This window comes from Mycobacterium scrofulaceum (genome assembly GCF_002086735.1).
Classification (GTDB): domain Bacteria; phylum Actinomycetota; class Actinomycetes; order Mycobacteriales; family Mycobacteriaceae; genus Mycobacterium; species Mycobacterium scrofulaceum.
This window is the reverse complement of the sequence record NZ_MVIJ01000013.1, coordinates 1-22,348: the sequence shown is the minus strand read 5'-3', so window position 1 is coordinate 22,348 and position 22,348 is coordinate 1. Positions and strand designations below refer to the sequence as shown.

General features: G+C 66.2%; 19 protein-coding genes. 14 read left to right on the top strand and 5 right to left on the bottom strand.

The window, feature by feature from the left end; all coding sequences use genetic code 11:
• Positions 1-166 precede the first annotated feature (166 nt).
• Both BST44_RS10815 and BST44_RS10810 read left to right on the top strand, forming a co-directional pair.
• Positions 167-601: an MmpS family transport accessory protein gene (locus BST44_RS10815; protein ID WP_208619773.1), complete on the top strand. Its 435-nt coding sequence runs from the start codon at positions 167-169 to the stop codon at positions 599-601.
• Complete coding sequence (locus tag BST44_RS10810; protein ID WP_083177120.1) at positions 598-3,513, top strand: MMPL/RND family transporter; 2,916 nt, start codon at positions 598-600, stop codon at positions 3,511-3,513. The genes BST44_RS10815 and BST44_RS10810 overlap by 4 nt, the downstream gene beginning before the upstream one ends.
• Here the strand turns inward: BST44_RS10810 and BST44_RS10805 are convergent.
• The 3 genes from BST44_RS10805 to BST44_RS10795 all read right to left on the bottom strand — a co-directional run bounded on the left by BST44_RS10805 (position 3,506) and on the right by BST44_RS10795 (position 6,459).
• Positions 3,506-4,288, bottom strand: a complete 783-nt coding sequence (locus BST44_RS10805) for an SDR family oxidoreductase (RefSeq protein WP_083177208.1) — start codon at positions 4,286-4,288, stop codon at positions 3,506-3,508. The two genes, BST44_RS10810 and BST44_RS10805, sit on opposite strands and share 8 nt — an antisense overlap.
• Positions 4,289-4,350: 62 nt before the next feature.
• Positions 4,351-5,217, bottom strand: coding sequence for a hypothetical protein (locus BST44_RS10800; RefSeq protein ID WP_083177119.1), 867 nt, complete (start codon positions 5,215-5,217; stop codon positions 4,351-4,353).
• A gap of 12 nt (positions 5,218-5,229) precedes the next feature.
• Entirely contained in the window at positions 5,230-6,459 is a 1,230-nt protein-coding gene (locus BST44_RS10795) for an acyl-CoA dehydrogenase family protein (RefSeq protein ID WP_083177118.1), read from the bottom strand.
• 120 nt (positions 6,460-6,579) lie between these two features.
• On the opposite strand from BST44_RS10795, the gene BST44_RS10790 reads away from it, so the two are divergent.
• From BST44_RS10790 to BST44_RS10780, 3 genes are all read left to right on the top strand, one after another.
• Positions 6,580-7,386, top strand: coding sequence for an acyl-CoA thioesterase (locus BST44_RS10790; RefSeq protein WP_083177117.1), 807 nt, complete (start codon positions 6,580-6,582; stop codon positions 7,384-7,386).
• A 62-nt stretch (positions 7,387-7,448) separates the two neighbouring features.
• Positions 7,449-7,979 (top strand): nuclear transport factor 2 family protein, encoded by a 531-nt coding sequence (locus tag BST44_RS10785; protein WP_083177116.1) that lies wholly within the window; start codon positions 7,449-7,451, stop codon positions 7,977-7,979.
• On the top strand, positions 7,976-9,079 hold the full coding sequence (locus BST44_RS10780) for an NAD-dependent epimerase/dehydratase family protein (protein ID WP_083177115.1): 1,104 nt from the start codon (positions 7,976-7,978) through the stop codon (positions 9,077-9,079). Before BST44_RS10785 ends, BST44_RS10780 begins: the two co-directional genes overlap by 4 nt.
• A gap of 67 nt (positions 9,080-9,146) precedes the next feature.
• On the opposite strand, the gene BST44_RS10775 is transcribed toward BST44_RS10780, so the two are convergent.
• Positions 9,147-10,118 (bottom strand): aldo/keto reductase, encoded by a 972-nt coding sequence (locus BST44_RS10775; protein WP_083177114.1) that lies wholly within the window; start codon positions 10,116-10,118, stop codon positions 9,147-9,149.
• 83 nt (positions 10,119-10,201) lie between these two features.
• Between BST44_RS10775 and BST44_RS10770 the strand changes: the two genes are divergently transcribed.
• Positions 10,202-11,536 carry an acyltransferase family protein gene (locus BST44_RS10770; RefSeq protein ID WP_083177113.1) on the top strand — a complete coding sequence of 445 codons (1,335 nt, stop codon included), beginning with the start codon at positions 10,202-10,204 and terminating at the stop codon, positions 11,534-11,536.
• Here BST44_RS10770 and BST44_RS10765 read toward each other — a convergent pair.
• Positions 11,533-13,194: a purine-cytosine permease family protein gene (locus tag BST44_RS10765; RefSeq protein ID WP_083177112.1), complete on the bottom strand. Its 1,662-nt coding sequence runs from the start codon at positions 13,192-13,194 to the stop codon at positions 11,533-11,535. The two genes, BST44_RS10770 and BST44_RS10765, sit on opposite strands and share 4 nt — an antisense overlap.
• A 277-nt stretch (positions 13,195-13,471) precedes the next feature.
• On the opposite strand from BST44_RS10765, the gene BST44_RS10760 reads away from it, so the two are divergent.
• The 8 genes from BST44_RS10760 to BST44_RS10725 all read left to right on the top strand — a co-directional run.
• Positions 13,472-13,777 carry a hypothetical protein gene (locus tag BST44_RS10760; protein ID WP_083177111.1) on the top strand — a complete coding sequence of 102 codons (306 nt, stop codon included), beginning with the start codon at positions 13,472-13,474 and terminating at the stop codon, positions 13,775-13,777.
• Positions 13,778-14,010: 233 nt separating this feature from the next.
• Positions 14,011-14,682, top strand: coding sequence for a TetR/AcrR family transcriptional regulator (locus tag BST44_RS10755; protein WP_083177110.1), 672 nt, complete (start codon positions 14,011-14,013; stop codon positions 14,680-14,682).
• A gap of 761 nt (positions 14,683-15,443) precedes the next feature.
• Positions 15,444-16,157, top strand: a complete 714-nt coding sequence (locus BST44_RS10750) for an MlaE family ABC transporter permease (protein WP_369804363.1) — start codon at positions 15,444-15,446, stop codon at positions 16,155-16,157.
• A 1-nt stretch (position 16,158) separates the two neighbouring features.
• The gene (locus BST44_RS10745; RefSeq protein ID WP_007170276.1) at positions 16,159-17,028 is read left to right on the top strand and encodes an ABC transporter permease; all 870 of its coding nucleotides are present in this window, start codon (positions 16,159-16,161) and stop codon (positions 17,026-17,028) included.
• Positions 17,029-17,033: 5 nt separating this feature from the next.
• Positions 17,034-18,350, top strand: a complete 1,317-nt coding sequence (locus BST44_RS10740; protein ID WP_083177108.1) for an MCE family protein — start codon at positions 17,034-17,036, stop codon at positions 18,348-18,350.
• A gap of 13 nt (positions 18,351-18,363) precedes the next feature.
• Positions 18,364-19,404: a virulence factor Mce family protein gene (locus tag BST44_RS10735; protein WP_083177107.1), complete on the top strand. Its 1,041-nt coding sequence runs from the start codon at positions 18,364-18,366 to the stop codon at positions 19,402-19,404.
• Entirely contained in the window at positions 19,401-20,960 is a 1,560-nt protein-coding gene (locus BST44_RS10730; RefSeq protein ID WP_083177106.1) for a virulence factor Mce family protein, read from the top strand. Before BST44_RS10735 ends, BST44_RS10730 begins: the two co-directional genes overlap by 4 nt.
• Positions 20,957-22,348: virulence factor Mce family protein (locus BST44_RS10725; protein ID WP_279628972.1), on the top strand; the 1,392-nt coding region annotated here is incomplete at its 3' end. The genes BST44_RS10730 and BST44_RS10725, both read left to right, overlap by 4 nt.

Genomic DNA, 22,348 nt, shown 5'->3' with positions numbered 1-22,348 from the left:
TGCGCCGGCAGCGGGGGCGGCAACCGGTGTTCTCGGAGGGCCGCTGCTCCTGAGACCGTTCGAACTTGACAGACCATGCTCACCGTCGAAACCGTTGCGGTGCACCGTAAGTCGTTGCGCACAACTGACCACATCATGATCCGATGATGAGGAGGGAATTCCCCTAGTGCAGGTATCGAAGGTGGTGCGCAACGCGTGGTTGCCCCTGCTGATCGTCGCGGTGCTCGTGGTCGGCGGGTTTGCCGTGGCCCGGGTCAAGTCCTTCTTCGGCGCCCACGACACCGGCGTCATGATCAGCCCGCGACTGGACGATTCCAAGCCGTTCAAGCCCAAAGTGGTCAAGTACGAGGTCTTCGGCTCGGCCCCCACCGCGAACGTGAACTACTTGGACCTGTCCGCCGACCCGAAGCGGGTCGACGGCGCGCCGCTGCCGTGGACGCTGGTGCTCAGCACGACCGCGCCCTCCGTCTTCCCGAACCTCTCGGCGCAAAGCGACGGTAATTCCCTCGGTTGTCGCATCACCATCGACGACGAAGTCAAGGCCGAGAACTTCACCGACCGCGTGCACGCCCTGACCTTTTGCATGGTGAAATCCGCATGAGCACACACCTCGACGACGCCCGCACCGATACGATCCCCGTCGCGCACGAACCGGTGCGGGACAAGATCCCCCGCATCATCCGAACGTTCGCCGTACCCATCATCCTGGGCTGGATAGCGCTGATCGCGGTGCTGAACGTCGTCGTCCCCCAGCTGGACGAGGTCGGGAAGATGCGCTCGGTGGAGATGACTCCCGACGACGCGCAGTCGGTCGTCGCGACCAAGCGCATGGGGGCGATCTTTCACGAGTACAAATCCAACAGCTCGGTGATGATCGTGCTGGAGGGCCAGAACCCGCTCGGCGCGGACGCCCACGCGTTCTACGACCAGATGGTCAAAAAGCTCGACGCCGACACCAAACACGTTGAGCACGTTCAAGATATGTGGAGCGACCCGCTGACAGGGGCGGGCGCCCAGAGCAACGACGGCAAGGCCGCCTACGTCCAGGTGTATCTGGCGGGTAACCAGGGCGAAGCCCTGGCCAACGAATCGGTCGAATCCGTCCAGAACATCGTCAAGAGCCTGACCCCGCCCAAAGGGGTGAAGGCCTACGTCACCGGGCCGGCGGCTCTGTCGGCGGATCAGCACACGGCCGGTGACCGCAGTCTGCAGCTCATCACCGCCGCCACGTTCACCGTGATCATCGGGATGCTGCTGTTGGTCTATCGATCGGTCATCACCGTGTTGCTCACGCTGGTGATGGTGGTGTTCGAGCTTTCGGCCGCGCGAGGCATGGTCGCGTTCCTGGGCTACTACAAGATCATCGGTCTCTCGACGTTCGCCACCAACCTGTTGGTCACGTTGGCGATCGCGGCGGCCACCGACTATGCGATCTTCTTGATCGGCCGATATCAGGAGGCCCGCGCCGTCGGCGAGTCGCGGGAAGACGCGTACTACACCATGTACAAGGGCACCGCGCACGTGGTGCTCGGGTCGGGCCTGACCATTGCCGGCGCCACCTTCTGCCTGCACTTCACCAACCTGCCCTACTTCCAGACGCTGGGCATCCCGTTGGCCATCGGCATGGTGGTGGTCGTCGCGGCGGCGCTGACGCTGGGCCCCGCGGTCATCTCGGTGGTCACGCGGTTCCGTAAGACACTGGAACCCAAACGCACGCAACGCATCCGCGGGTGGCGCAAGATCGGCGCTTTGGTGGTCCGGTGGCCCGGCCCGATCCTGGTCGTGACGATCGGGATCGCGCTCGTCGGCTTGCTGACCCTGCCCGGATACCGCACCAACTACAACGACCGCAACTACCTGCCGGCGGACCTCCCCGCGAACGAGGGTTACGCCGCCGCGGATCGGCACTTCTCCCAGGCGCGGATGAATCCCGAAGTGCTGATGATCGAGAGCGACCACGACCTGCGCAACTCCGCGGACTTCCTGGTCATCGACAAGATCGCCAAGGCGGTCTTCCGGGTGCCCGGAATCGCCCGCGTGCAAGCCATCACGCGGCCGCAGGGCACGCCGATCGAGCACACCTCGATCCCTTTCCAGATCAGCATGCAGGGCGTCACCCAACAGATGAACCAGAAATACCAAGAAGACCAGATGGCCGACATGCTGCACCAGGCCGACATGATGCAAACGACCATCGACAGCATGGAAAAGATGTCGAGCATCACCGCGCAGATGGCCAACGACATGCATCAGATGGTCAAGAAGATGCACGACATGACCATCGACATCAACGAATTGCGCCAGCACATGGCCGATTTCGAGGACTTCTTCCGGCCTATCCGCAGCTACCTGTACTGGGAACGGCACTGTTACGACATCCCGGTGTGCTGGTCGCTGCGTTCGGTCTTCGACGGGCTGGACGGCATCGACATCATGACCGACGACATCGAGAGCCTGCTGCCGATCATGGATCATCTCGACACGCTGATGCCGCAGATGGTGGCCTTGATGCCGTCGATGATCGAGAACATGAAGGCCATGAAGACGACGATGCTGACCATGTATGCGACGCAGAAGGGCCTGCAGGATCAGCAGAACGAGGCGCAGAAGAACTCCAACGCCATGGGCAAGGCGTTCGACGCGTCCAAGAACGACGACTCGTTCTATCTGCCGCCGGAGACGTTCAACAACGCCGAGTTCAAGAAGGGGATGAAGAATTTCATCTCGCCCGACGGGCACGCCGTGCGCTTCATCATCAGCCATGACGGCGATCCGATGTCGCAGGAAGGCATTTCGCACATCCCTGCCATCAAGAAGGCAGCCTACGAAGCGCTCAAGGGCACGCCGCTGGAGGGCTCCAAGATCTATCTGGCGGGCACGGCGTCGATCTACAAGGATCTCAGCGACGGCAACACCTATGACTTGTTGATCGCCGGGATCTCCTCGCTGTGCTTGATTTTCATCATCATGCTGCTCATCACGCGGGGCGTGGTGGCCTCGGCCGTCATCGTGGGCACCGTCTTGCTCTCGCTGGGCGCGTCGTTCGGCCTGTCGGTGCTGATCTGGCAGCACCTCATCGGGATCGAGCTGCACTGGATGGTGCTTGCGATGTCGGTGATCATCCTGCTGGCCGTGGGCGCCGACTACAACCTGCTGTTGGTGGCGCGGTTCAAGGAGGAGATCCACGCCGGGCTGAACACCGGGATCATCCGGTCGATGGGCGGTACCGGCTCGGTGGTCACCTCGGCGGGGCTGGTGTTCGCGTTCACGATGATGACGATGGCGGTCAGCGAGCTGACGGTCATCGGCCAGGTGGGCACGACCATCGGGCTGGGTCTGCTGTTCGACACGCTGGTCGTGCGGTCGCTGATGACGCCGTCCATCGCCGCGCTGCTGGGCAAGTGGTTCTGGTGGCCCCAACGCGTGCGGCAGCGCCCGGTTCCGTCGCCATGGCCCAAGCCGGCGGAGAAGGCAACCCAGGAGGAGACCGAATCCCTCAGTCCCGCTAGGTAACCCAGTCCGGCTGCCCGGCGGTGTCGACCGCGGAGAAGTCCTTGTGGCCCAGGCCGGCGGTGGTGCCCCCATCGACGACGAACTCCGAGCCGGTCGAGTAGCTGGACTCGTCGCTGGCCAGGTAGAGCACCAGGTTGGAGACTTCCTTGGGCTGGGCGATCCGGCCCAGGGCGGTCTGGAAGATGTCCTCGGGGACCCACTCGGTCATCGGCGTTTTGATGAGCCCGGGATGGATGGAGTTCACCCGGATCCCGCTGGGCCCGAGTTCCAGCGCCGCCGACTTGGTCAGCCCCCGGACGGCGAATTTTGTCGCGGTGTACCCGTGGCAGGCGATGGTGCCGGCGATGCCCTCGATGGAGGAGATGTTGATGATCGAGCCGCGGCCGGCTTCCTTCATCGGCTTCACCACGGCGCGGATGCCCAGAAACACACCGGTCAAGTTGATGTCGAGAATCCGCTGCCACTCCGAGAGGGCGTAGTCCTCGAGGGTGCCGACGTTGATGATGCCGGCGTTGTTGACCAGGATGTCGATCCGGCCGAACTCGCTGACGGCGGTGGCCACCGCGGCGTCCCAGTCCTCGGGTTTGGTCACGTCGAGGTGCAGATAGCGGGCCGCGTCCCCGACCTCGGCCGCCACCGCCTTGCCCTCGTCGTCGAGGATGTCACCGAACACCACCTTGGCGCCCTCGCCGACCAGCGTCCGCACGTGCGAGGCGCCCATCCCCCGCGCGCCCCCGCTGATGAGCGCGACCTTCCCGGCCAACCGTTCTGCCACTGCCATCTCCTGTCGTATGAGTCTTTAGCACCATACGTACCACGGGCGGTGTATGGCCAGGGTCAGCTCACGACCTCGAAGACCGCCGCGGCGGAGGTGACGGCCTTGTCCGCGTTCCCCTCGTCGTGCAGCAACATCCGCACGCCGACGCGTCCGGGGGCGCCCGGATGCGCAGTCCCCTCGACGCGGAAGGGTCCCACCTTGCCGCGCGACATGAACATGACGTGCCAGCTGACCACCTGCAGCTTCCGCGTGCCGGCGACCTCGGCGGCAAGGTCGATCGCCGCGGTCTCGAGGACGACGTGCTGGGGTCCGATGTGCAACGCGGCGTCCGGCGACGCGAGTTCGGTGCTCAACTCGGGCAGCACCCAATGACCGTCGGCGCGCCTGCCGGCGCCGAAGGCCCGCCACAGCGGCGGCAGGTCCGGTGCGTCCTCGATCGCCAATTCCGTGCCCGCAACGTCCATGCGGCCCAGGCCTTCCGGCGGGATGCCGATGATCGCTCCCTGCCCCTCGTTGAAGGCGATCACCCTCTCGGGGTTGTCGGCGTCGACGATCGTGCACCGCCCGTAGCCCATCGTGCGCCCCTGGTGCACGATGCCGGAGCCGACGATCTCGACCCGCTTGACGTCGTAGCCGGGGTCGATGATCTGCACCGACGCGATGACCGGGTTGGGCACGGCGACCATGTCGGTCTGGCAGCCCTCGGGTGAGGAAATGGCCAACGGCGCCACCATGATTCCCCCGGCCTCGTTGCGCATGTCTCGGCGGATGACGACGGTGTCGTCGACTTCTCCGAGATCCATCGACGAGTGTTTGCGGCCGATGTAGCGGTAGCTGAGCAGGCCGGTCCAGCGCCGGTACAGTTCGTCCCGGTAGGCATCAGAATCTCCCGACAAATCGCGGATGTCACGAAGCTGGTCGCTCAATTCCGGCCCCCTTCAGGCCTTTCCGTGTCGCACCTGGTTGAACGGCACGCCGCGGTCGGCGGCGTACTCACGCGGAAAGTTCAGGACCCGCTCCCCGATGACGTTGCGCGCCATCTCGGTGGTGCCGCCACCGATGCTGGCGATCTGCCGCCCGAGGTAACGGGTACCGATGTCGAGCAGCCCCGCCTCGTCCTCGATCACGGCCGAGGGGCCCGCCACGGCCAACGCGGTGTCGTTTTCGACGTCGTGCACCTCGGCCATGGACAGCCGGATGATCGATCCCGCGGCGGGTGGCAGGGATCCGTGGGTCACGGCGTGGAAGACGTGCTCGCTGAGTTGCCCGTGCACGGCACGATGAACCAGCGCACGGCCCACCATCTCGCGGACCGGTTCGCTGCCGGCCTGGTTCGTCTTCTCGACCAGGGACAGCAGGTCGACCGAAATGTCTTCAGCCTCGGCAATTCCCGGGCCGCTGGTGTATTCGGATCCGTCCCCCATGCTGCGGCGCTCGTGGTAGAGCTGCCGCGACGCGACCTCCCACCCCTTGCCCGGCTCCCCCACCACGGCGTCGTCACCGACGTCGACGTCGTCGAAGAATTCCTCGCAGAACTCGACGGAGCCGTTGACCTGTTTGATGCGGTTGATCGTGACGCCGGGATGCCGCAGCGGCACCAGGAACATCGTCAGCCCTTCGTGTTTGGGCACGCCCCAGTCGGTGCGGGCCAGGCACAGGCCGTAGTCGGCGGCGAACGCCCACGTGCTCCACGTCTTGGCGCCGTTGATGATCCATCGCCCGTCCCGGCGCTCGGCGCGGGTGAGGACACCAGCGAGATCGGACCCCCCGCTCGGCTCCGACAGCAGCTGCACCAGCACCTCGTCGCCCCGTAGCGCGGCCGCGATGTGGGCGCGCTTCTGCTCCTCGCTGCCCATGTCGAGGATCGTGGCGCAGCAGATGGCAAACGACGGGACGTTGAGCATCAGGGGGGTCTCGTAGGCCAGGGCCTCGGCGTCGAACGCCTTCTTGTATTCGTAGCTCAAGCCGAGCCCGCCATACTCGCGCGGGAAGCAGATGCCGGCGAATCCGCCGTCGTACAACTTCTTCTGCAATTCGCGGGCCCGCCGCCAGGAGCTCAGTTCGTCGCGCTGCAGCACCATCGCGTCGCCGGAATCCAGCCGCGGCAGACTGTCGGCCAGCCAGGCCCTGGCCCGGCTCCGGAATTCTTCGACCGACTCGGAAGTCACCGGATGGCCTCTCGTTCGCGCGTCGACCTCGTGCTGGGCGACTGTACAGCACCGCTTCGTGGCACGTCGAGACCCCGGTCCGGCGCCGGGGTCACCGGCAAGTAATGTGCGGTCCTCACCATGATCGAGACACATCCCTTCGACGACGCCATTCGCCTCGACACCGTCGGCACCGACACCATGCGCGGCCGCACCCATCCGGAATGGGCCAACATGGTCGGCCCCTTCGGCGGCATCACCGCCGCGACGATGCTGCGCGCCATCGAGTCCCACCCGGACCGCATCGGCGAGCCGCTGGCGTTGACGGTCAACTACGCCGCGCCCATCGTCGACGGCGACTTCGACATTTTCCTGCGGGCAGCGCGCACCAACCGCACCAACCAGCACTGGATCGCCGAACTCGGCCAGGACGGGGACACCAAGACCACGGCGACCGCGTTGTTCGCTCTGCGCCGCGACGGCTGGGCCGACACCGAAAGCCGCCCGCCGGGCGCGCCGGACCCCGAGCGGATCCCTGCCACCGATCCCGGCCTGGTTCGGTGGACGAGCCTCTACGACATGCGGTTCGTCGAAGGCTCCATGCCGGGCAAAGACGGGCGCCCGAGCCCCTCGTCGACCACCACGATGTGGGTGCGCGACGCGGGGCAACGACGGCTCGACTACCCGGCGCTTGCCGCGCTGTGCGACATCTTCTACCCGCGCGTTTTCCTGCGGCGCGGGGGCTTCGTTCCGTCCGGGACGATCTCGCTGACGACGTACTTCCACGCCGACCAGCAGCAACTCGACGCGCTGGGCAGCGACTTCGTGTTGTGCACCGCCCACGCCAACCGGTTCACTCGCGGCTACTTCGACCAGAGCGCGCAGCTGTGGTCACGGGGCGGTGTGCTGCTGGCCACCACACATCAGGTCGTCTACTTCAAAGGCTGACGGGTTTACACTTCGCCAGGGAAACGTCACGCTGGGATGCTTACGGGCAGAATCGAGCCGCCATGACAGAGGCCGCGGAGGGCATGGTCGCCGACGCGGACGCCGCGACGCTGCTGGCGATCGAATCCATCAAGCAGCTCAAGGCCCGCTATTGCCGGCACCTCGACGCCAAGGACTGGGCCGCGTGGCGCACCGTCTTCACCGATGACTTCGTCAGCGACACCGCCGAGGCCGGCGGCAAGGTGATCGACGGAGCGGACGAGTTCGTGGCGTTCACGCGCAAGGCGCTCGGGCGCCCCGGTCAGGCCACCGCCCACCAGGTCCACGCCCCCGAGATCGCGCTTACTTCGGCGACGACCGCGCACGGAGTGTGGGCGCTGCAAGACGTGGTCCGGTTCGGGCCGGGGCTGACCTTGGTGGGCTACGGCCACTACCACGAGACCTACGAAAACATCTCCGGGCAGTGGTTCATCAAGAGCTCCAAGCTCACTCGATTGCGAGAGGATATCGTCACCCCCGTGTTTTCCCTCTACGTCTCGGACCGGCTCCGCCGGGCGATCGGCAGACTCGCCAACGTGGTGATGAAACCATGACCGCGTCCACCGTTCTGGTCACCGGCGCGTTCGGACAAGTCGGCAAGCGGTGCACACAGATCCTGCTCGAGCGGGGACGCACGGTCGTCGCGATGGACCTGCGCAACGACAACACCGTCGGTGTCGAACGAGAACTGGCCGCCAGCCGCCACCCCGGGACACTGATCCCGGCGTATACCGACCTGCTGGACGCCGAGGCGGTGCGCGAGCTCGTCGCCACCCACCGGCCCGAAGCGGTCGTCCACCTCGCCGCGATCGTGTCGCCGCTGTCGTATCGCAAACCCGCGTTGGCCCGCGAGGTGAACGTGGGTGGCACCGAGAACCTCCTGGCGGCCTGCGCCGCACTCCCCCGCCCGCCGTTGTTCCTGATGGCGTCCAGCGCCGCGGTGTACGGATCGCGCAACCCCTACCGCCAGCCCGAACGGATCACCCCGGACACCCCCGTCAAGCCGATCGATCAATACGGCCAGGACAAAGTGCTCGCCGAGGCCGCGATCCGGTCCAGCGGGCTGCCGTATGCGCTCTTCCGCCTGGGTGGGGTCATCTCGCCGGACACGCACACCACGGTGAACGGCGATTCCCTGCTGCTGATGCGGTCGATGCCGGGCGACAACCGCATGCACGCGGTGGATGCGCGCGACGTCGCGCTGGCTTTCGCCAACGGCGTCGACCGCGCGGCGACCATCGCGGGCAAGGTGATCCTGATCGGCGGCAACGAGTCGTATGTGCTCACCCAACGCGACCTCGAAGACGGGTTGATGGAGGCGGTCGGCCTGGGCGGTCTCGGCCCGTCCGCCAGCCTGCCCGGCGATCCCGGCGACGACCGCGGCTGGAGCTTCACCGGGTGGTACGACACCACCGAAGCCCAGGCCCTGCTTGATTTCCAGGAGCACGACTGGTCGCAGACGCTGGCCTGGATCGCCGAAACGCAGGGCCGCATGCGGACGGTGGTGCGGCTGCTGAGCCCCCTATTGCGGCCGGTCCTGCGTGCCGTCCTGATGGTGCAGCGCCGGCTCGAGGGGCGCGGCCCGTACGCCGACCCGTGGGCGTTGATCGAGAAGAAGTACGGCGCCGCGGCGCTCGCCGGATCTGGCAGTTGACCGGCGCACGGACGGCCGGCACCGGCGCCGGCTCGTCTTGCGCCGCAACATACTTCGGATCGCCCAATCAGCGGTCGATCCACTCCATCTGGGCTTCGGCGTGATGGCCGCCCACCGGCGGGGTGAGCCGGTCGAGCCGGGCCAGTTGGTCCGGTGTCAGTTCGACGGCGTCGGCGCCGACGTTCTCCTCGAGCCGCGCCACGCGTTTCGTTCCCGGGATCGGAACGATGTCTGGTCCCTTCGCCAGCAGCCAGGCCAACGCGACCTGTGCGGCGGTGGCGCCGACTTCCGCGCTGATGCTGCGTAATTCGTCGGCGCTCTCGAGGTTGTGCGCGAAATTCTCGTCGAAGAACCGTGGGTTGGTCTTGCGGTAGTCGCCGTCGGGCAGCCCTTCGGTGGAGCGGATGGCGCCCGTGAGGAAGCCGCGGCCCAGCGGTGAGTAGGCGACGAACCCGATCCCCAGTTCGCGCAGCAGCGGCAATATCGCGTCTTCCTGGTCGCGGGTCCATAGCGAATATTCCGACTGAACGGCGGTGATCGGATGCACCGCGTGCGCGCGTCGGATGGTGTTCACTCCGACCTCCGAGAGGCCGACGTGCCGGATCTTCCCGGCGGCGACCAGCTCGGCCAGCCCGCCGACGGTGTCCTCGATCGGGGTCGCGCGGTCGAGGCGGTGCTGATAGTAGAGATCGATGCGATCGGTGCCCAGCCTCTGCAGCGAACCGTCCACCGCGATACGGATGTTGGCCGGGCTACTGTCCGGGCCGTTGCGGCCGGTGTGGGAGATGAGACCGAACTTGGTGGCCAACACCACCCGGTCGCGCCGGCCGCGGAGCGCGCGGGCGAGGAGTTCTTCGTTGACGTAGGGGCCGTACACCTCGGCGGTGTCGATCAGCGTCACACCCAGGTCGATGGCGCGATGGACGGTACGGATCGACTCGGCGTCGTCGCTACCCGCGCCCGCATAGGCCACCGACATGCCCATCGCGCCCAGGCCCAGGCGGCCGACCTCCAGGTCGGCGAGGTGAGCTTGTTTCATGCGGTCATTGTGCGCCCGGCGACTTCACGCCGCGGGACGGGTACCGTTGCGCGAGTGCAGCGCATCGATCTTGCCGCGATCCGATGGACGACGTAGAAACGACGCGACCGGCCCGCAATCTGGCGGTGGACTTCTACCGCGCGTCCGGCGTGGTCCTCATCGTGCTGGGTCACTGGCTGGCCGGTTCGGTCACCTACCGCGACGGCCAATTCGGCCGCGAGAACCCGCTGCTCGACATGCCCTGGACCCAGTGGCTGACCTGGATTTTCCAGGCTGTTCCGGTGTTCTTCTTCGTGGCCGGCTACGCCGGCGCGGTGTCGTGGTCGCACCGCCGCGACGCCGGTAGTTTCTCGCGCCAGGCCTGGATCAGGCACCGACTGGCGCGGGTGCTGGGACCGACCACGGTCTACGTCGCCGTTGTTTCGGTGATCGTGGTCGTCCTGGAGTTGCGGCGCGTACCGGGCACCGTGCTGGAATACGCGGGCTGGGCGGTGGCGATGCACCTGTGGTTCCTCGCCGTGTACGTGCTGGTGGTCTCACTGACGCCCATTGCCGTTGCGGCGCACAGGCGTTGGGGCCTGCTGGTGCCGGCGGTGCTGGCGGCCGGGGTCGTGCTGGTGGACGTCGTCTCGCTGGCGGGCCATGTCCCCTACGTCGGCTCGCTCAACTACCTGCTGTGCTGGGGCCTGCTCTATCAGCTCGGGATCGCCTGGCGCGGTGGGCTGTTGGCCGGGCGCAGACCGGTGCTGCTGGCCGCCGGTTCGGCCGTCGCTCTGGCGTTGCTGATCCGGGTGGGGCCGTACCCGGTGAGCATGATCGGCGTTCCGGGCGAAGCGATCGAGAACACCACACCCCCGACGGTGGCGATGATGGCGTTCGGGTGCGCGCAGGCCGCGCTGGCGATGGCGTTCGCGGCGGTCCTCGACCGGGTATTGCATCACCGCCCGGTGCACCGGGTGTTGGCCACCGCCAACGCCAACGTGATGGCCCTTTACCTGTGGCACATGATCCCGGTGGTTATCGTCGCGATCGTCGCGTATCCGGCCGGCCTGATTCCGCAACCACCCGAGGGTTCGGCGGCGTGGTGGCTGGTCCGGCTGGAGTGGATCGCGATCCTCAGCGTGGTGACGGCGGGCGAAATGCTGTTGTTGTGGTGGCAGCGGCGGTTCTTCGCGGCTCCGCTACCCACATTTGGCTTGCCCCTTGGTGATCGGTGGGCCGAGGCCATCATGCTGGCCGGTGCCGTCCTGGCGGCCGTCGGTCTGCATCTGTTGGCACAGGGCGGCTTCGCACCGGACGGGCGATTCTCGTGGACGGCCGCGGGCGTGTTCGTCACCGGGGTCGTGTTGGTGGCCGCGCGCCCCAAATCCTTGACACGCGTCACCGAACACCGGCCGCAGCGGCGCCCGAGCGCCTAACGGTGGGCCGGCGGCACGTGGTCGGCCAGCTTGTCGGTGGACAGGCACAGCGAGCAGATATGCGCGCCGTGCGTCTCGCACGCCACCACATCCGGCCGCTCGTAGTCGTGGTGGCAGACATGGCATTTCAGCTGCGCGGCTGAGGGGTTGCCGTGTTCGTCATACATCGGCAAGTCGATGCCGTCGTGGGTACGGCGCAGGTAGTACTTGCCCTTGGTCGCGATCGCCAGGATCGGCGGCATCACGAATGCCACGACGATCGCCACCAGCGGCGAGTAGGGCCGCAGCGCCGGACCGAGGCCGCCGAAGAAGGCGACGATCGACAGCCCGGCGGCCAACAGCATGGACCCGAAACCCACCGGGTTGACGGCATACAGCATGCCGCGGCGAAACTCCGGCGTCTTCGGCGACAACTTGAGCAGGTACTTGTTGACCACGATGTCCGATGCCACGGCCACCACCCAGGCCATCCCGCAGTTGGCGTAGAACCCGAGAATCGTGTTCAGCACGTCGAACATGTCGGCTTCCATCATGACCAACGCGATGACGAGGTTGACGGCGAGGAACACGACGCGGCCGGGGTAATGCTTGGTGACGCGGGTGAACGAATTGGTCCAGGCCAACGAACCCGAATATGCATTCGTCACGTTGATCTTGATCTGACTGAGCACCACCAGGATCACCGCCAGCGTCAGCGCCAGCCAACCCGGCATGAAGTTGCGGTAGATCAGGAGGAACTGGTGCACGGGCTGATTGGCCACCGGCGTGGAGCCCGCGACTCGAGAGATCAAGTAGACCGCCAGGAACAGGCCGATGATCTGTTTGATCGCGCCGAACACCACCCAGCCCGGTCCCGCCAGCAGCACCCACGTCCGCCAGCTGCGCCGGTTCGCCGGCGTCCGCGGGGGCATGAAACGCAGGTAATCGATCTGTTCGGCGATCTGGGCGATGAGCGAGAGGCACACCCCCGCCGCCAACAGACTCGAACCGATGTTGACCGCGCCGTCGCCGCCGCGGCCGCGGTATCCGAAGAACTGATGGACCGAATCCGGATGCCGCACCACCAGGTAGACGAATGGCACGACCATCAGGACCAGCCACAGCGGCGTGGTCCAAAGCTGCAGTTGTGAAAGCACTTTCATGCCGTAGATCACCAGCGGGAAGATGATCAATGTCGAGCAGGCATAGCCGGCCCAAAGCGGCACGTGCAGACCCAGCTGGAGCCCCTGCGCCATGATCGAGCCCTCGAGCGCGAAGAAGATGAAGGTAAAGGTTGCGAAGATGACGTTGGTGACCACCGAGCCGTAGTAGCCGAAGCCGCTGCCCCTGGTGATCAGGTCCAGGTCGAGGTTGTAGCGTGCCGCGTAATACGCCAGCGGCAACCCGCTCGCGAAGATCACCAGCGCGAAAATTCCGATACCGCAGAGCGCGTTGGCTGTGCCGTACGCGATGCCGATATTGGCGCCGATCGCGAAGTCCGCCAGATACGCGATGCCACCGAGAGCGGAGATGCCAACCACGGCCGTGGACCACCGTCGATAGCTGCGCGGCGCGAACCGCAGCGTGTAGTCCTCGAGCGTCTCCCTGGTGGCCGTCATGGTGTCCAGGTCCACAACGGCCGCGGACGGATCGACGTCCGACCCCGCTCTCTGCGTCATACCCACCCCTCGCTCGCGAAAAAGTCCCGCCGAAGATAGCCGACGCGGGTTGCGGGAAGGTGACGCCCGGCTTCTTCTAAGCCTCCCCGCCGCGGGCACCCGGGGCGTTCCTCCCCGATCACCGCATTTTCGGGTAAGCGACCAACGGCCCTGAGAGAGGGGTCGTAGTGCCCTGGTCGGGCCGATTTTCGGGGAGAAACGTTTCCGCCAAGGCTCGGATTCCTTGAGCGGTTGAGCCTAGGCTAGACGGAGACACCCTCGCTAAGGGAGTAGACAGATGTCACACGCTACGCTCCACACCAACAACGTCCCTCAGCAGCGTAAGCAGGATGCCGAGCTACTCAGGGAGTCCGGCGTGCACAAGCTCGTCGTCGCCGACCGCGACGGCAACTGCTTAGCTTTCCTCTTGGCGTGGGACAGCTTCGACTACGACCCCGAGACGGATACTTATGTGTGTGTCGCCGACGGCGACGGCAGAGAGCTCATGACCGTGTACACCGCCGGCGAGATCAAGCCGGCAGCAAAAGCGAACACGTATGTCGTCACCGCGCCGGCGAGGGTCGCCGGCCCCAGGGCCCTGTAGACGCAGCCCACCGACGGACCGGCCCGCACCAGCTTCCGGCACGTCATTTTCCCTGGCTCGCTAAACGATTCAGCGTGCGACCTGGTCGTCGGGGGCCGCGTGGGCCGACGGATCGGCGACGCCGGCGGCGAAACGGCATCCGTCACCTCGGCGGCGCGGCCTGGCCGAATCTTGACATCGCGGAGCTTATGATAGACCGTTCGTACGGTTAGTCTGAGCCATAAGGGTGGAAGATGCCCCGATCGCCTGGTAGACGTGGCGAGATTTTCGACGCGTTCGTCCGCTATGTCGCCGAACGTGGCTACGACAGAACGAATATGGGCGACATCGCCGACGAGCTGGGCATGTCGAAGGGCACCATCGTTCACCACTTCGGGACCAAAGCCCAGATGCTGCGGGAACTCGAAGAATTGCACCTGTCCCGCCAACTCGATGCGCTCGAGATGGCATGGGCCCGCCTGGCCGCGCCCCACGAACGCATCGCCGCCATCATCTACGCCTCCGCACTGCTACAAGTGGTCGCCCGGCATGCCACGGTGGCAAGCCAGCGCGAAGTGGTTCAGTTGTTCGACGACCCGGCGATGCAGCACGTGCGCAAGATGCGTCATCGGTTGCAAATGCTGGCGATTGACGAGATCCGCAGCGGAATAGAGAGCGGCGTGTTCCGAAGCGTCGACGCCGAACTGGCGGCCCTACAGCTGTGGGGATCCCTGCAGTGGATGTGGGTGTGGTTCGATCCCGCCGATTCCCGGACGCCCGAAGACGTCGGGGCCGCCTTTGTCGACGTATTTCTCGGTGGACTGCTGCTCGACCGCTTGAGTCTGAGCAAGTGGGCGGACCCCTCGGCGCAGGTCGTCGCGGTGGTACGCGAATGCCTTACCGCGGTCACGAGCCCCGCGGAATGATCGACTGGCCTCGAATGCCCTGCGCCGGAAGGTGATTGGCCCCGATCGGTCGCCTTGATCCACTCAGCCCTGACCCGGTCCAACCTCGATCGAGCTAATCGAACAAGCCTGGTCTTACTGTACGCGCGGTCAGTTTATTCCCGCGCCTTCACTTGGAGCGCCCATGCGCACAATAACCGGCAACCGCCCACCAGCGGCCCAAACTCGCTGTTAATGGTGTAGATCCCGCGATTTCACTCGCCACCGGCACCCGCCTGATCGCTGCGGCCCGGCGACGCGACGCCCCAGGTTATTGACTGACCGTACGGTCGAATGCCATAGTTGCTGCGTGGCGCAAACGAGGGCGGTATGGAGTTGAGGGCACGGCCCCGGAGTGCCGGTCGGGGGGATCACCTGGTCGACTGGCGGCGGGAACGATGCGGTGGGGCGCACCACGGCGAGCACAGAGCATTGCTGCACCGAAACTGCGGGCAAGGGCGCCCGCAGCTGTCGTCGCTTCCCCGCTCGTCGAGCAGCCCTGTAGCACAACTTTTTTCGCGATGCGATTTCTCGGCGAGCCGGGCCGCCGATCCACATCGCGTTCGCCATCGCGGTTCCGATCCGGGGACGGTCCGCGGCGCTCGCGGGCGGTCAGCCGACACGACGGTAGTCGGTGCGCAGTTGGCTGAGGGGCGGTGCGGATGACGACCTCGCACCCGGTTGCCAGCAAATTAGGGACCAGGCTTCGTCCCGGGACCGAAGTCGCCGGCGGGTTCTTCCGCATGTGCGTGCTGACCGGCAAAGCGCTGAGGCAGCCATTCGAGTGGCGCGAGTTCATCTGGAATGGCTGGTTTCTCATGCGGGTGTCGCTGCTGCCCACCATCGCGGTATCCATTCCGGAAACCGTCTTGCTCATCTTCACGCTGAACCTGCTGCTGGCCGAGATCGGCGCCGCCGACGTCTCCGGCGCCGGTGCCGCGATCGGCGCGGTCACCCAGCTCGGCCCGATCGTGACCGTGCTGGTGGTCGCCGGAGCGGGCGGCACGGCCATCTGCGCCGACCTCGGCGCGCGCACCATCCGCGAGGAAATCGATGCGCTCGAGGTGCTCGGCATCGACCCGATCCACCGGCTGGTGGTGCCGCGCGTCGTCGCCTCGACCCTGGTCGCGGTGCTGCTCAACGGCCTCGTGGTCGCCGTCGGCCTGGGGGGCGGCTACCTGTTCAGCGTGTACCTGCAGAACGTGTCGAGCGGTGCCTACCTCTCCACCTTGACGGCGCTCACCGGCCTGCCCGAGGTGGTGATCGCGTTCATCAAGGCCGCAACGTTCGGGCTGATCGCCGGCCTGGTCGGCTGTTACCGCGGGCTGATCGTCCGCGGCGGGTCCAAAGGTTTGGGGACCGCCGTCAACGAGACGGTGGTGCTGTGCTTCATCGCGCTGTTCGCGGTCAATGCCGCGCTGACCACCATCGGCGTCCGGTTCGGGACGGGGCGCTGACATGTCCACGGCCGCAGCACTGCGCGTCCGCTTCCCGCGGACCAGCGCGCTCGTCATCCGATACGGCGACGTTCCGTCCCGACCACTGGTCGAGATCGGGCAGATGGTCTGGTTCGCACTGAGCGCGATCGGCCAGATCCCGTTCGCCGTGCACCGCTACCGCAAGGAGCTGCTCCGCATGGTCGCCCAGATGGGAATGGGCACCGGTGCGATGGCGGTGGTCGGCGGCACCGCCGCCATCGTCGGCTTCATCACCCTGTCCGCGGGCTCACTGGTCGCCATCCAGGGCTACGCGACCCTGGGCAATATCGGTGTCGAGGCATTCACCGGGTTCTTGGCCGCACTGGTCAACGTGCGGTTTGTGGCACCGGTGGCCGCCGGTCAGGCGCTGGCCGCCACGGTCGGCGCCGGCGCCACAGCCGAATTGGGCGCCATGCGCATCAGCGAGGAGATCGACGCGCTCGAGGTGATGAGCATCCGGTCGGTCCCCTTTCTGGCGTCCACCCGCGTGGTGGCGGGCCTTATCGTCATCATCCCGCTCTACGGGTTGGCGATGACCATGGCGTTCCTGTCCCAGCAGGTCACCACCGTCCTGTTGTACGGGCAGTCCATCGGCACCTATAACCACTACTTCCACACGTTCCTGCGCCTCAACGACGTGGGATGGTCGTTCGCGGAGGTCATCCTGGTGGCGGTGGTCGTGATGACCACCCACTGCTATTACGGCTACACCGCCACCGGCGGGCCGGTCGGCGTCGGCGAAGCGGTCGGCCGGTCGATGCGGCTGTCGTTGATCACGATCGTCGTGGTGGTCGTCCTGACCGCGATGGCGGTCTACGGCAAAACCCCGAACTTCAACCTCACCGTGTAGCCGCCATGACAACCCCGGCCCCGAAACTCAAGGAGAACCCGCAACGCATTCCGCCGTACCGGACGACGGCGCTGGTGTTCTTGATCGTCTCGGCGGTGGTGTTGGGGTTCGTGTGGTTGCAGTTTCGCGGCCGGCTCACGCCGACGACCCAGTTGACGATGCTGGCCCCCCGGTCCGGTTTGGTGATGGACCCGGGCTCGAAGGTCACCTACAACGGCGTGGAAATCGGCCGGGTGGCCAGCATTTCGGAGATCGAGCGGGACGGCACACCGGCCGCCAAGTTCGTCTTGAACGTGAATCCGAAGTGGATCGAGCTGATTCCGGCCAACGTGGACGCCAATATCAGGGCGACCACGGTGTTCGGTAACAAGTATGTGTCATTGACCTCGCCGAAGCAGCCTACGCCGCAACGTATCACGTCGCAGCACTTGATCGACGCGAGGTCGGTGACGACCGAGTTCAACACGCTGTTCGAGACGCTCACCTCGATCACGGAGAAGCTGGATCCGGTCAAGGTCAACCTGACGCTCGCAGCGGCCGCGCAGGCGCTGACCGGGCTGGGCGACAAGTTCGGGCAATCGATCGTCAACGCCAACGCCATCCTCGACGACATCAACCCGCAAATGCCGCAGATCCGGCACGACATCGCGCAGCTGGCGGCCCTGGGCGACATCTACACCGCCGCCGCTCCGGCCCTGCTCGACTCCCTCAACAACGCGGTGATCACGGCGCGCACGCTGCACCGACAGGAAGCCGACCTGGATTCGGCGTTGTTGGCCGCGGCCGGGCTGGGCAACACCGGCGAGGACATCTTCGCGCGCGGCGGGCCCTACTTGCAGCGCGGCGCCGCCGACCTGGTGCCGACCGCCCAGCTGCTCGACACCTACAGCCCCGAGTTCTTCTGCACCATCCGCAACTACTACGACGAAGAACCGGCCGCCTATGCGACGACGGGCGGTGGCAACGGCTACGCGCTGAGGACCATGACCGAGCTCACCTCCGGGCTGGGCGGCATACTCACGCTGCCGGGGCTGGCCGGCACCGCGGCCACCATGGGCCTCCTGGGACTGGCCGGGCTGGTCGGCGGCGCGCCGAATCCCTTTGTGTATCCGGACAATCTGCCGCGGGTCAACGCCCGCGGCGGCCCGGGAGGCGCGCCCGGCTGCTGGCAGGCCATCACCCATGACCTGTGGCCGGCCCCGAGTCTGGTGGTGGACACGGGCGCCAGCCTCGCGCCCTACAACCATCTGGAAACCGGTTCCCCGTACGCCATCGAGTACGTCTGGGGCCGCCAAGTCGGGGACAACACGATCAACCCATGACAGCGATGAATTCATGAAGATTACCGGCTCCGCCATCAAGCTCGGCATCGTCTCGCTGGTGCTGCTGCTGATCACCGTGTCGATCGTCGTGGTGTTCGCCCAGATGCGCTTCAACAGCACCAACAGCTATTCCGCGGAGTTCAAGAACGCCACCGGCCTGAAGAACGGCCAGTTCGTCCGCGCCGCCGGGGTAGAGATCGGCAAGGTCAAGGCGGTGCGGCTGATCGACGGCGGCCAGCGCGTGATGGTGGACTTCGACGTCGACCGCTCGATACCGCTCTACCAGTCGACCACCGCGCAGATCCGGTATCTCAACCTGTTCGCCGACCGCTACCTCGAGCTCAAGCGCGGCGAGGGCGTCGGCGCCGACCGGGTGCTGCCGCCGGGCGGGTTCATCCCACTGTCTCGCACCGCACCGGCGCTGGATCTCGACGCCCTGATCGGTGGTTTCAAGCCGCTGTTCCGCGCGCTCGATCCGGAGAAGGTCAACACCATCGCGTCGGCCATCATCACCGTGTTCCAGGGACAGGGCGGCACCATCAACGACATCCTCGACCAAACCGCGCAGGTGACCGCGCACATCGCGGAACGCGACCAGGCGATCGGCGAGGTGATCAAAAACCTGAACACCGTGCTCGACACCACGGTTCGGCATCGCCAGGAGTTCGACCAGACCGTCGACAACTTCGAAAGGCTCATCACCGGGCTGCAAAACCACGCCGACCCGCTGGCCGCCGGCACCGCCAACATCAGCAACGCCACCGGAACGGTGGCCGACCTGCTCGCGGACAACCGCGCTCTGTTGCACAAGGCGATCAACTACCTGCAGGCCCTTCAGCAGCCACTCGTCGACCAACGCGACCAGCTCGGGGATCTGATCCACAAGACGCCGACCGCGCTCAACCTGATCGGACGCAGCATCGGCCTCTACGGCGACTGGGTCAACTTCTACCTCTGCGACCTCAGCATCAGGTGGAACGGGTTGCAGGCCGGCGGTCCGGTCCGCACGGTCCGGATCTGGCAGCAGCCCACCGGCAGGTGCACGCCGCAATGAGAACGCTGACGGAATTCAACCGTAACCGGGTCGGGCTCATGGGCATCACCGTGCTGGTGCTCGTCGTCGCCGTCGGGCAAAGCTTCACCAGCATCCCGATGATGTTCGCCAGTCCGAGCTACTACGGGCAATTCACCGACACCGGCCAACTCAACAAGGGCGACAAGGTGCGCATCTCCGGTGTGAACGTCGGCAAGGTGGAGGCGTTCGACATCGACGGCGACCACGTCCTCATCAAGTTCAACATCGGCGCCAACACCATCGGCAGCGAGAGCCGGCTCGCGATCAAGACCGACACCATCCTGGGCAAGAAGGTGCTCGAGATCGAGCCGCGGGGAACCCAGAAGCTCCGTTCCGGAGCCGTGTTGCCGTTGGGTCAGAGCACCACCCCCTATCAGCTCTACGACGCGAACTTCGACATCACCAAGGCCGCCACCGGCTGGGACATCGACACCGTCAAGCAGTCGCTGAATGTCCTGTCGCAGAACGTGAATCAGACCTATCCGCACCTGAGTGCCGCGCTCGACGGTTTGACCAGATTCTCCGACACCATCGGTAAACGCGACGAACAGGTCAAGCACCTGCTCGCCCAGGCGCATCAGGTGGCCAGCGTCCTCGGTGACCGCAGCGAACAGATCAATCGACTGCTGGTCAACACCAAGACGCTGCTCGCCGCGTTCAACGAACGAAGCCGCGCCATCGGCGCTCTGCTGCAAAACATTTCCGCCTTCTCGGCCGAGGTGCAGGGATTCATCAACGACAACCCGAACCTCAATCCCGTGCTTGAACAGCTACGCGCGATCAGCGACGTGCTGGTGGCACGAAAGGACGACCTGGCTCAAACCCTCACCTACGTCAGCCAATTCGCCGCATCGCTGGGAGAATCCGTCGCGTCCGGGCCGTACTTCAAGATCGTCCTGTCCAACCTGCTGCCGTACTGGATCCTGCAGCCGTTCGTCGACGCCGCATTCAAGAAGCGCGGCATCGACCCCGAGGACTTCTGGCGCAGCGCCGGGCTTCCCGCGTTCCGCTGGCCCGACCCGAACGGCACCCGCTTCCCCAACGGGGCGCCGCCACCCGCGCCGCCGGTGCGGGAAGGCACCCCGGATCACCCGGGACCGGCCGTCCCGCCCGGAACGGCGTGCTCGTACACGCCGCCGGCCAACGCGCTGCCGCGGCCGTGGAACCCGTTGCCGTGCGCCGGTGTTGACGCCGGTGCCTTCGGCGGCAGTTTCCCGGCACCGATCGACGTCGCTGCGTCGCCGCCGAATCCGAACGGCCTGCCACCGACACCCGGGATTCCGATCGCCGGGCGGCCGGGCGAAGCGCCACCGGACGTCCCGGGCACACCGGTGCCGCTGCCCGCCCAGGCACCACCGGGCGCGCGCACGGAGAACCTGCAACCCGCCGGCCCCACCCCCCCGCCGTCGGCGTTCGCGCCCGGGCCGCCGCCGGGGCCGGCCGCGCCGCCGGGACCCGGCCAGCAGCTGCCGGCACCGTTCATCAACCCCGGCGGCACGGGAGGCAGCGGCGTCACGGGAGGTAGCCAGAATTGAGCAGCGTCTTCCCCATCCGCAAACTGCGGCCCCGCACGGTCGTCGGGGCCATGATCGTGCTGCTGGCGCTGGTCGCCGGGCTCGTCGGCTGGCGGCTCTACCAGAAGCTGACCACCAACACCGTGATCGCTTACCTGCCCACGGCGAACGCGCTCTATTCCGGCGACAAGGTTCAGATCATGGGGGTTCGCGTGGGCTCGGTCGACAAGATCGAGCCGGCCGGCGACAAGATGAAGGTGACGTTTCACTACGACAACAAATACAAGGTGCCGGCCAACGCGTCCGCGGTGGTCGTGAACCCAACACTGGTGGCATCGCGCAGCATTCAGCTGGAGCCGCCCTACAAGGGCGGCCCGGTGATGGGCAACAACGCGGTGATCCCGATCGAGCGCACCCAGGTGCCGACCGAGTGGGACGAACTGCGCGAGAGCGTCGCCAACATCATCTCCAAACTCGGCCCGACGCCCGAGCAACCCAAGGGCCCGTTCGGTGAGGCGATCGAGTCGTTCGCGGATGGGCTGGCCGGCAAGGGCAAGCAGATCAACACCACGCTGGACAGCCTGTCGCGGTCGCTGACCGCGCTGAACGAGGGCCGGGGCGACTTCTTCGCGGTGGTGCGCAGCCTGGCCCAGTTCGTCAACGCCCTGCACAAGGACGACCGGCAGTTCGTCGCGCTGAACAAGAACCTGGCCCTGTTCACCGACAAGTTGACCGGGTCAGACCGCGACCTCGCCAATGCGCTCCGGCAGTTCGACGGCCTGCTCTCCACGCTGCGCCCGTTCCTGTCCAAGAACCGCGAGGTGCTCGCCCACGACGTCGACAACCTCGCCAACCTGACCACCACGCTGGTCCAGCCCGACCCGCTGAACGGACTGGAGACCGCCCTGCACGTCCTGCCGACGCTGGAGACGAACCTCAGCCAGATCTATCACCCGTCCCACGGTGCCGTCATGTCCATCCCGGCGATTCCGAACTTCGCGAACCCAATGCAGTTCATGTGCAGCATGATTCAGGCCGGCAGCCGGCTCGGCTACCAGGAATCCGCCGAGCTGTGCGCGCAATACCTGGCGCCCATCCTCGATGCGATCAAGTTCAACTATCTGCCTTTCGGCCTGAACCTGTTCAGCACCGCCGAGGCGCTGCCCAAGGAAATCGCCTACTCCGAACCCCGCCTGCAGCCGCCCAACGGGTACAAGGACACGACGGTGCCGGGGATCTGGGTTCCCGACACCCCGTTCTCGCACCGCAACACCCAGCCCGGCTGGGTGGTCGCGCCGGGGATGCAGGGCACGCAGGTGGGGCCGGCCACCGGGGGCCTGTTGACCCCCGAGTCGCTGACCGAACTGATGGGTGGCCCGGACTCCCCGCCCCCTCCCCCGGGATTGCAG

Bases quoted from the DNA above. Each gene is read 5' to 3' on its own strand.
- BST44_RS10810 (WP_083177120.1), top strand. From the start codon at position 598: ATGAGCACACACCTCGACGACGCCCGCACCGATACGATCCCCGTCGCG.
- BST44_RS10790 (WP_083177117.1), top strand. From the start codon at position 6,580: ATGATCGAGACACATCCCTTCGACGACGCCATTCGCCTCGACACCGTC.
- BST44_RS10785 (WP_083177116.1), top strand. From the start codon at position 7,449: ATGACAGAGGCCGCGGAGGGCATGGTCGCCGACGCGGACGCCGCGACG.
- BST44_RS10780 (WP_083177115.1), top strand. From the start codon at position 7,976: ATGACCGCGTCCACCGTTCTGGTCACCGGCGCGTTCGGACAAGTCGGC.
- BST44_RS10775 (WP_083177114.1), bottom strand. From the start codon at position 10,118: ATGAAACAAGCTCACCTCGCCGACCTGGAGGTCGGCCGCCTGGGCCTG.
- BST44_RS10770 (WP_083177113.1), top strand. From the start codon at position 10,202: ATGGACGACGTAGAAACGACGCGACCGGCCCGCAATCTGGCGGTGGAC.
- BST44_RS10765 (WP_083177112.1), bottom strand. From the start codon at position 13,194: ATGACGCAGAGAGCGGGGTCGGACGTCGATCCGTCCGCGGCCGTTGTG.
- BST44_RS10760 (WP_083177111.1), top strand. From the start codon at position 13,472: ATGTCACACGCTACGCTCCACACCAACAACGTCCCTCAGCAGCGTAAG.
- BST44_RS10755 (WP_083177110.1), top strand. From the start codon at position 14,011: ATGCCCCGATCGCCTGGTAGACGTGGCGAGATTTTCGACGCGTTCGTC.
- BST44_RS10750 (WP_369804363.1), top strand. From the start codon at position 15,444: ATGTGCGTGCTGACCGGCAAAGCGCTGAGGCAGCCATTCGAGTGGCGC.
- BST44_RS10745 (WP_007170276.1), top strand. From the start codon at position 16,159: ATGTCCACGGCCGCAGCACTGCGCGTCCGCTTCCCGCGGACCAGCGCG.
- BST44_RS10740 (WP_083177108.1), top strand. From the start codon at position 17,034: ATGACAACCCCGGCCCCGAAACTCAAGGAGAACCCGCAACGCATTCCG.
- BST44_RS10735 (WP_083177107.1), top strand. From the start codon at position 18,364: ATGAAGATTACCGGCTCCGCCATCAAGCTCGGCATCGTCTCGCTGGTG.
- BST44_RS10730 (WP_083177106.1), top strand. From the start codon at position 19,401: ATGAGAACGCTGACGGAATTCAACCGTAACCGGGTCGGGCTCATGGGC.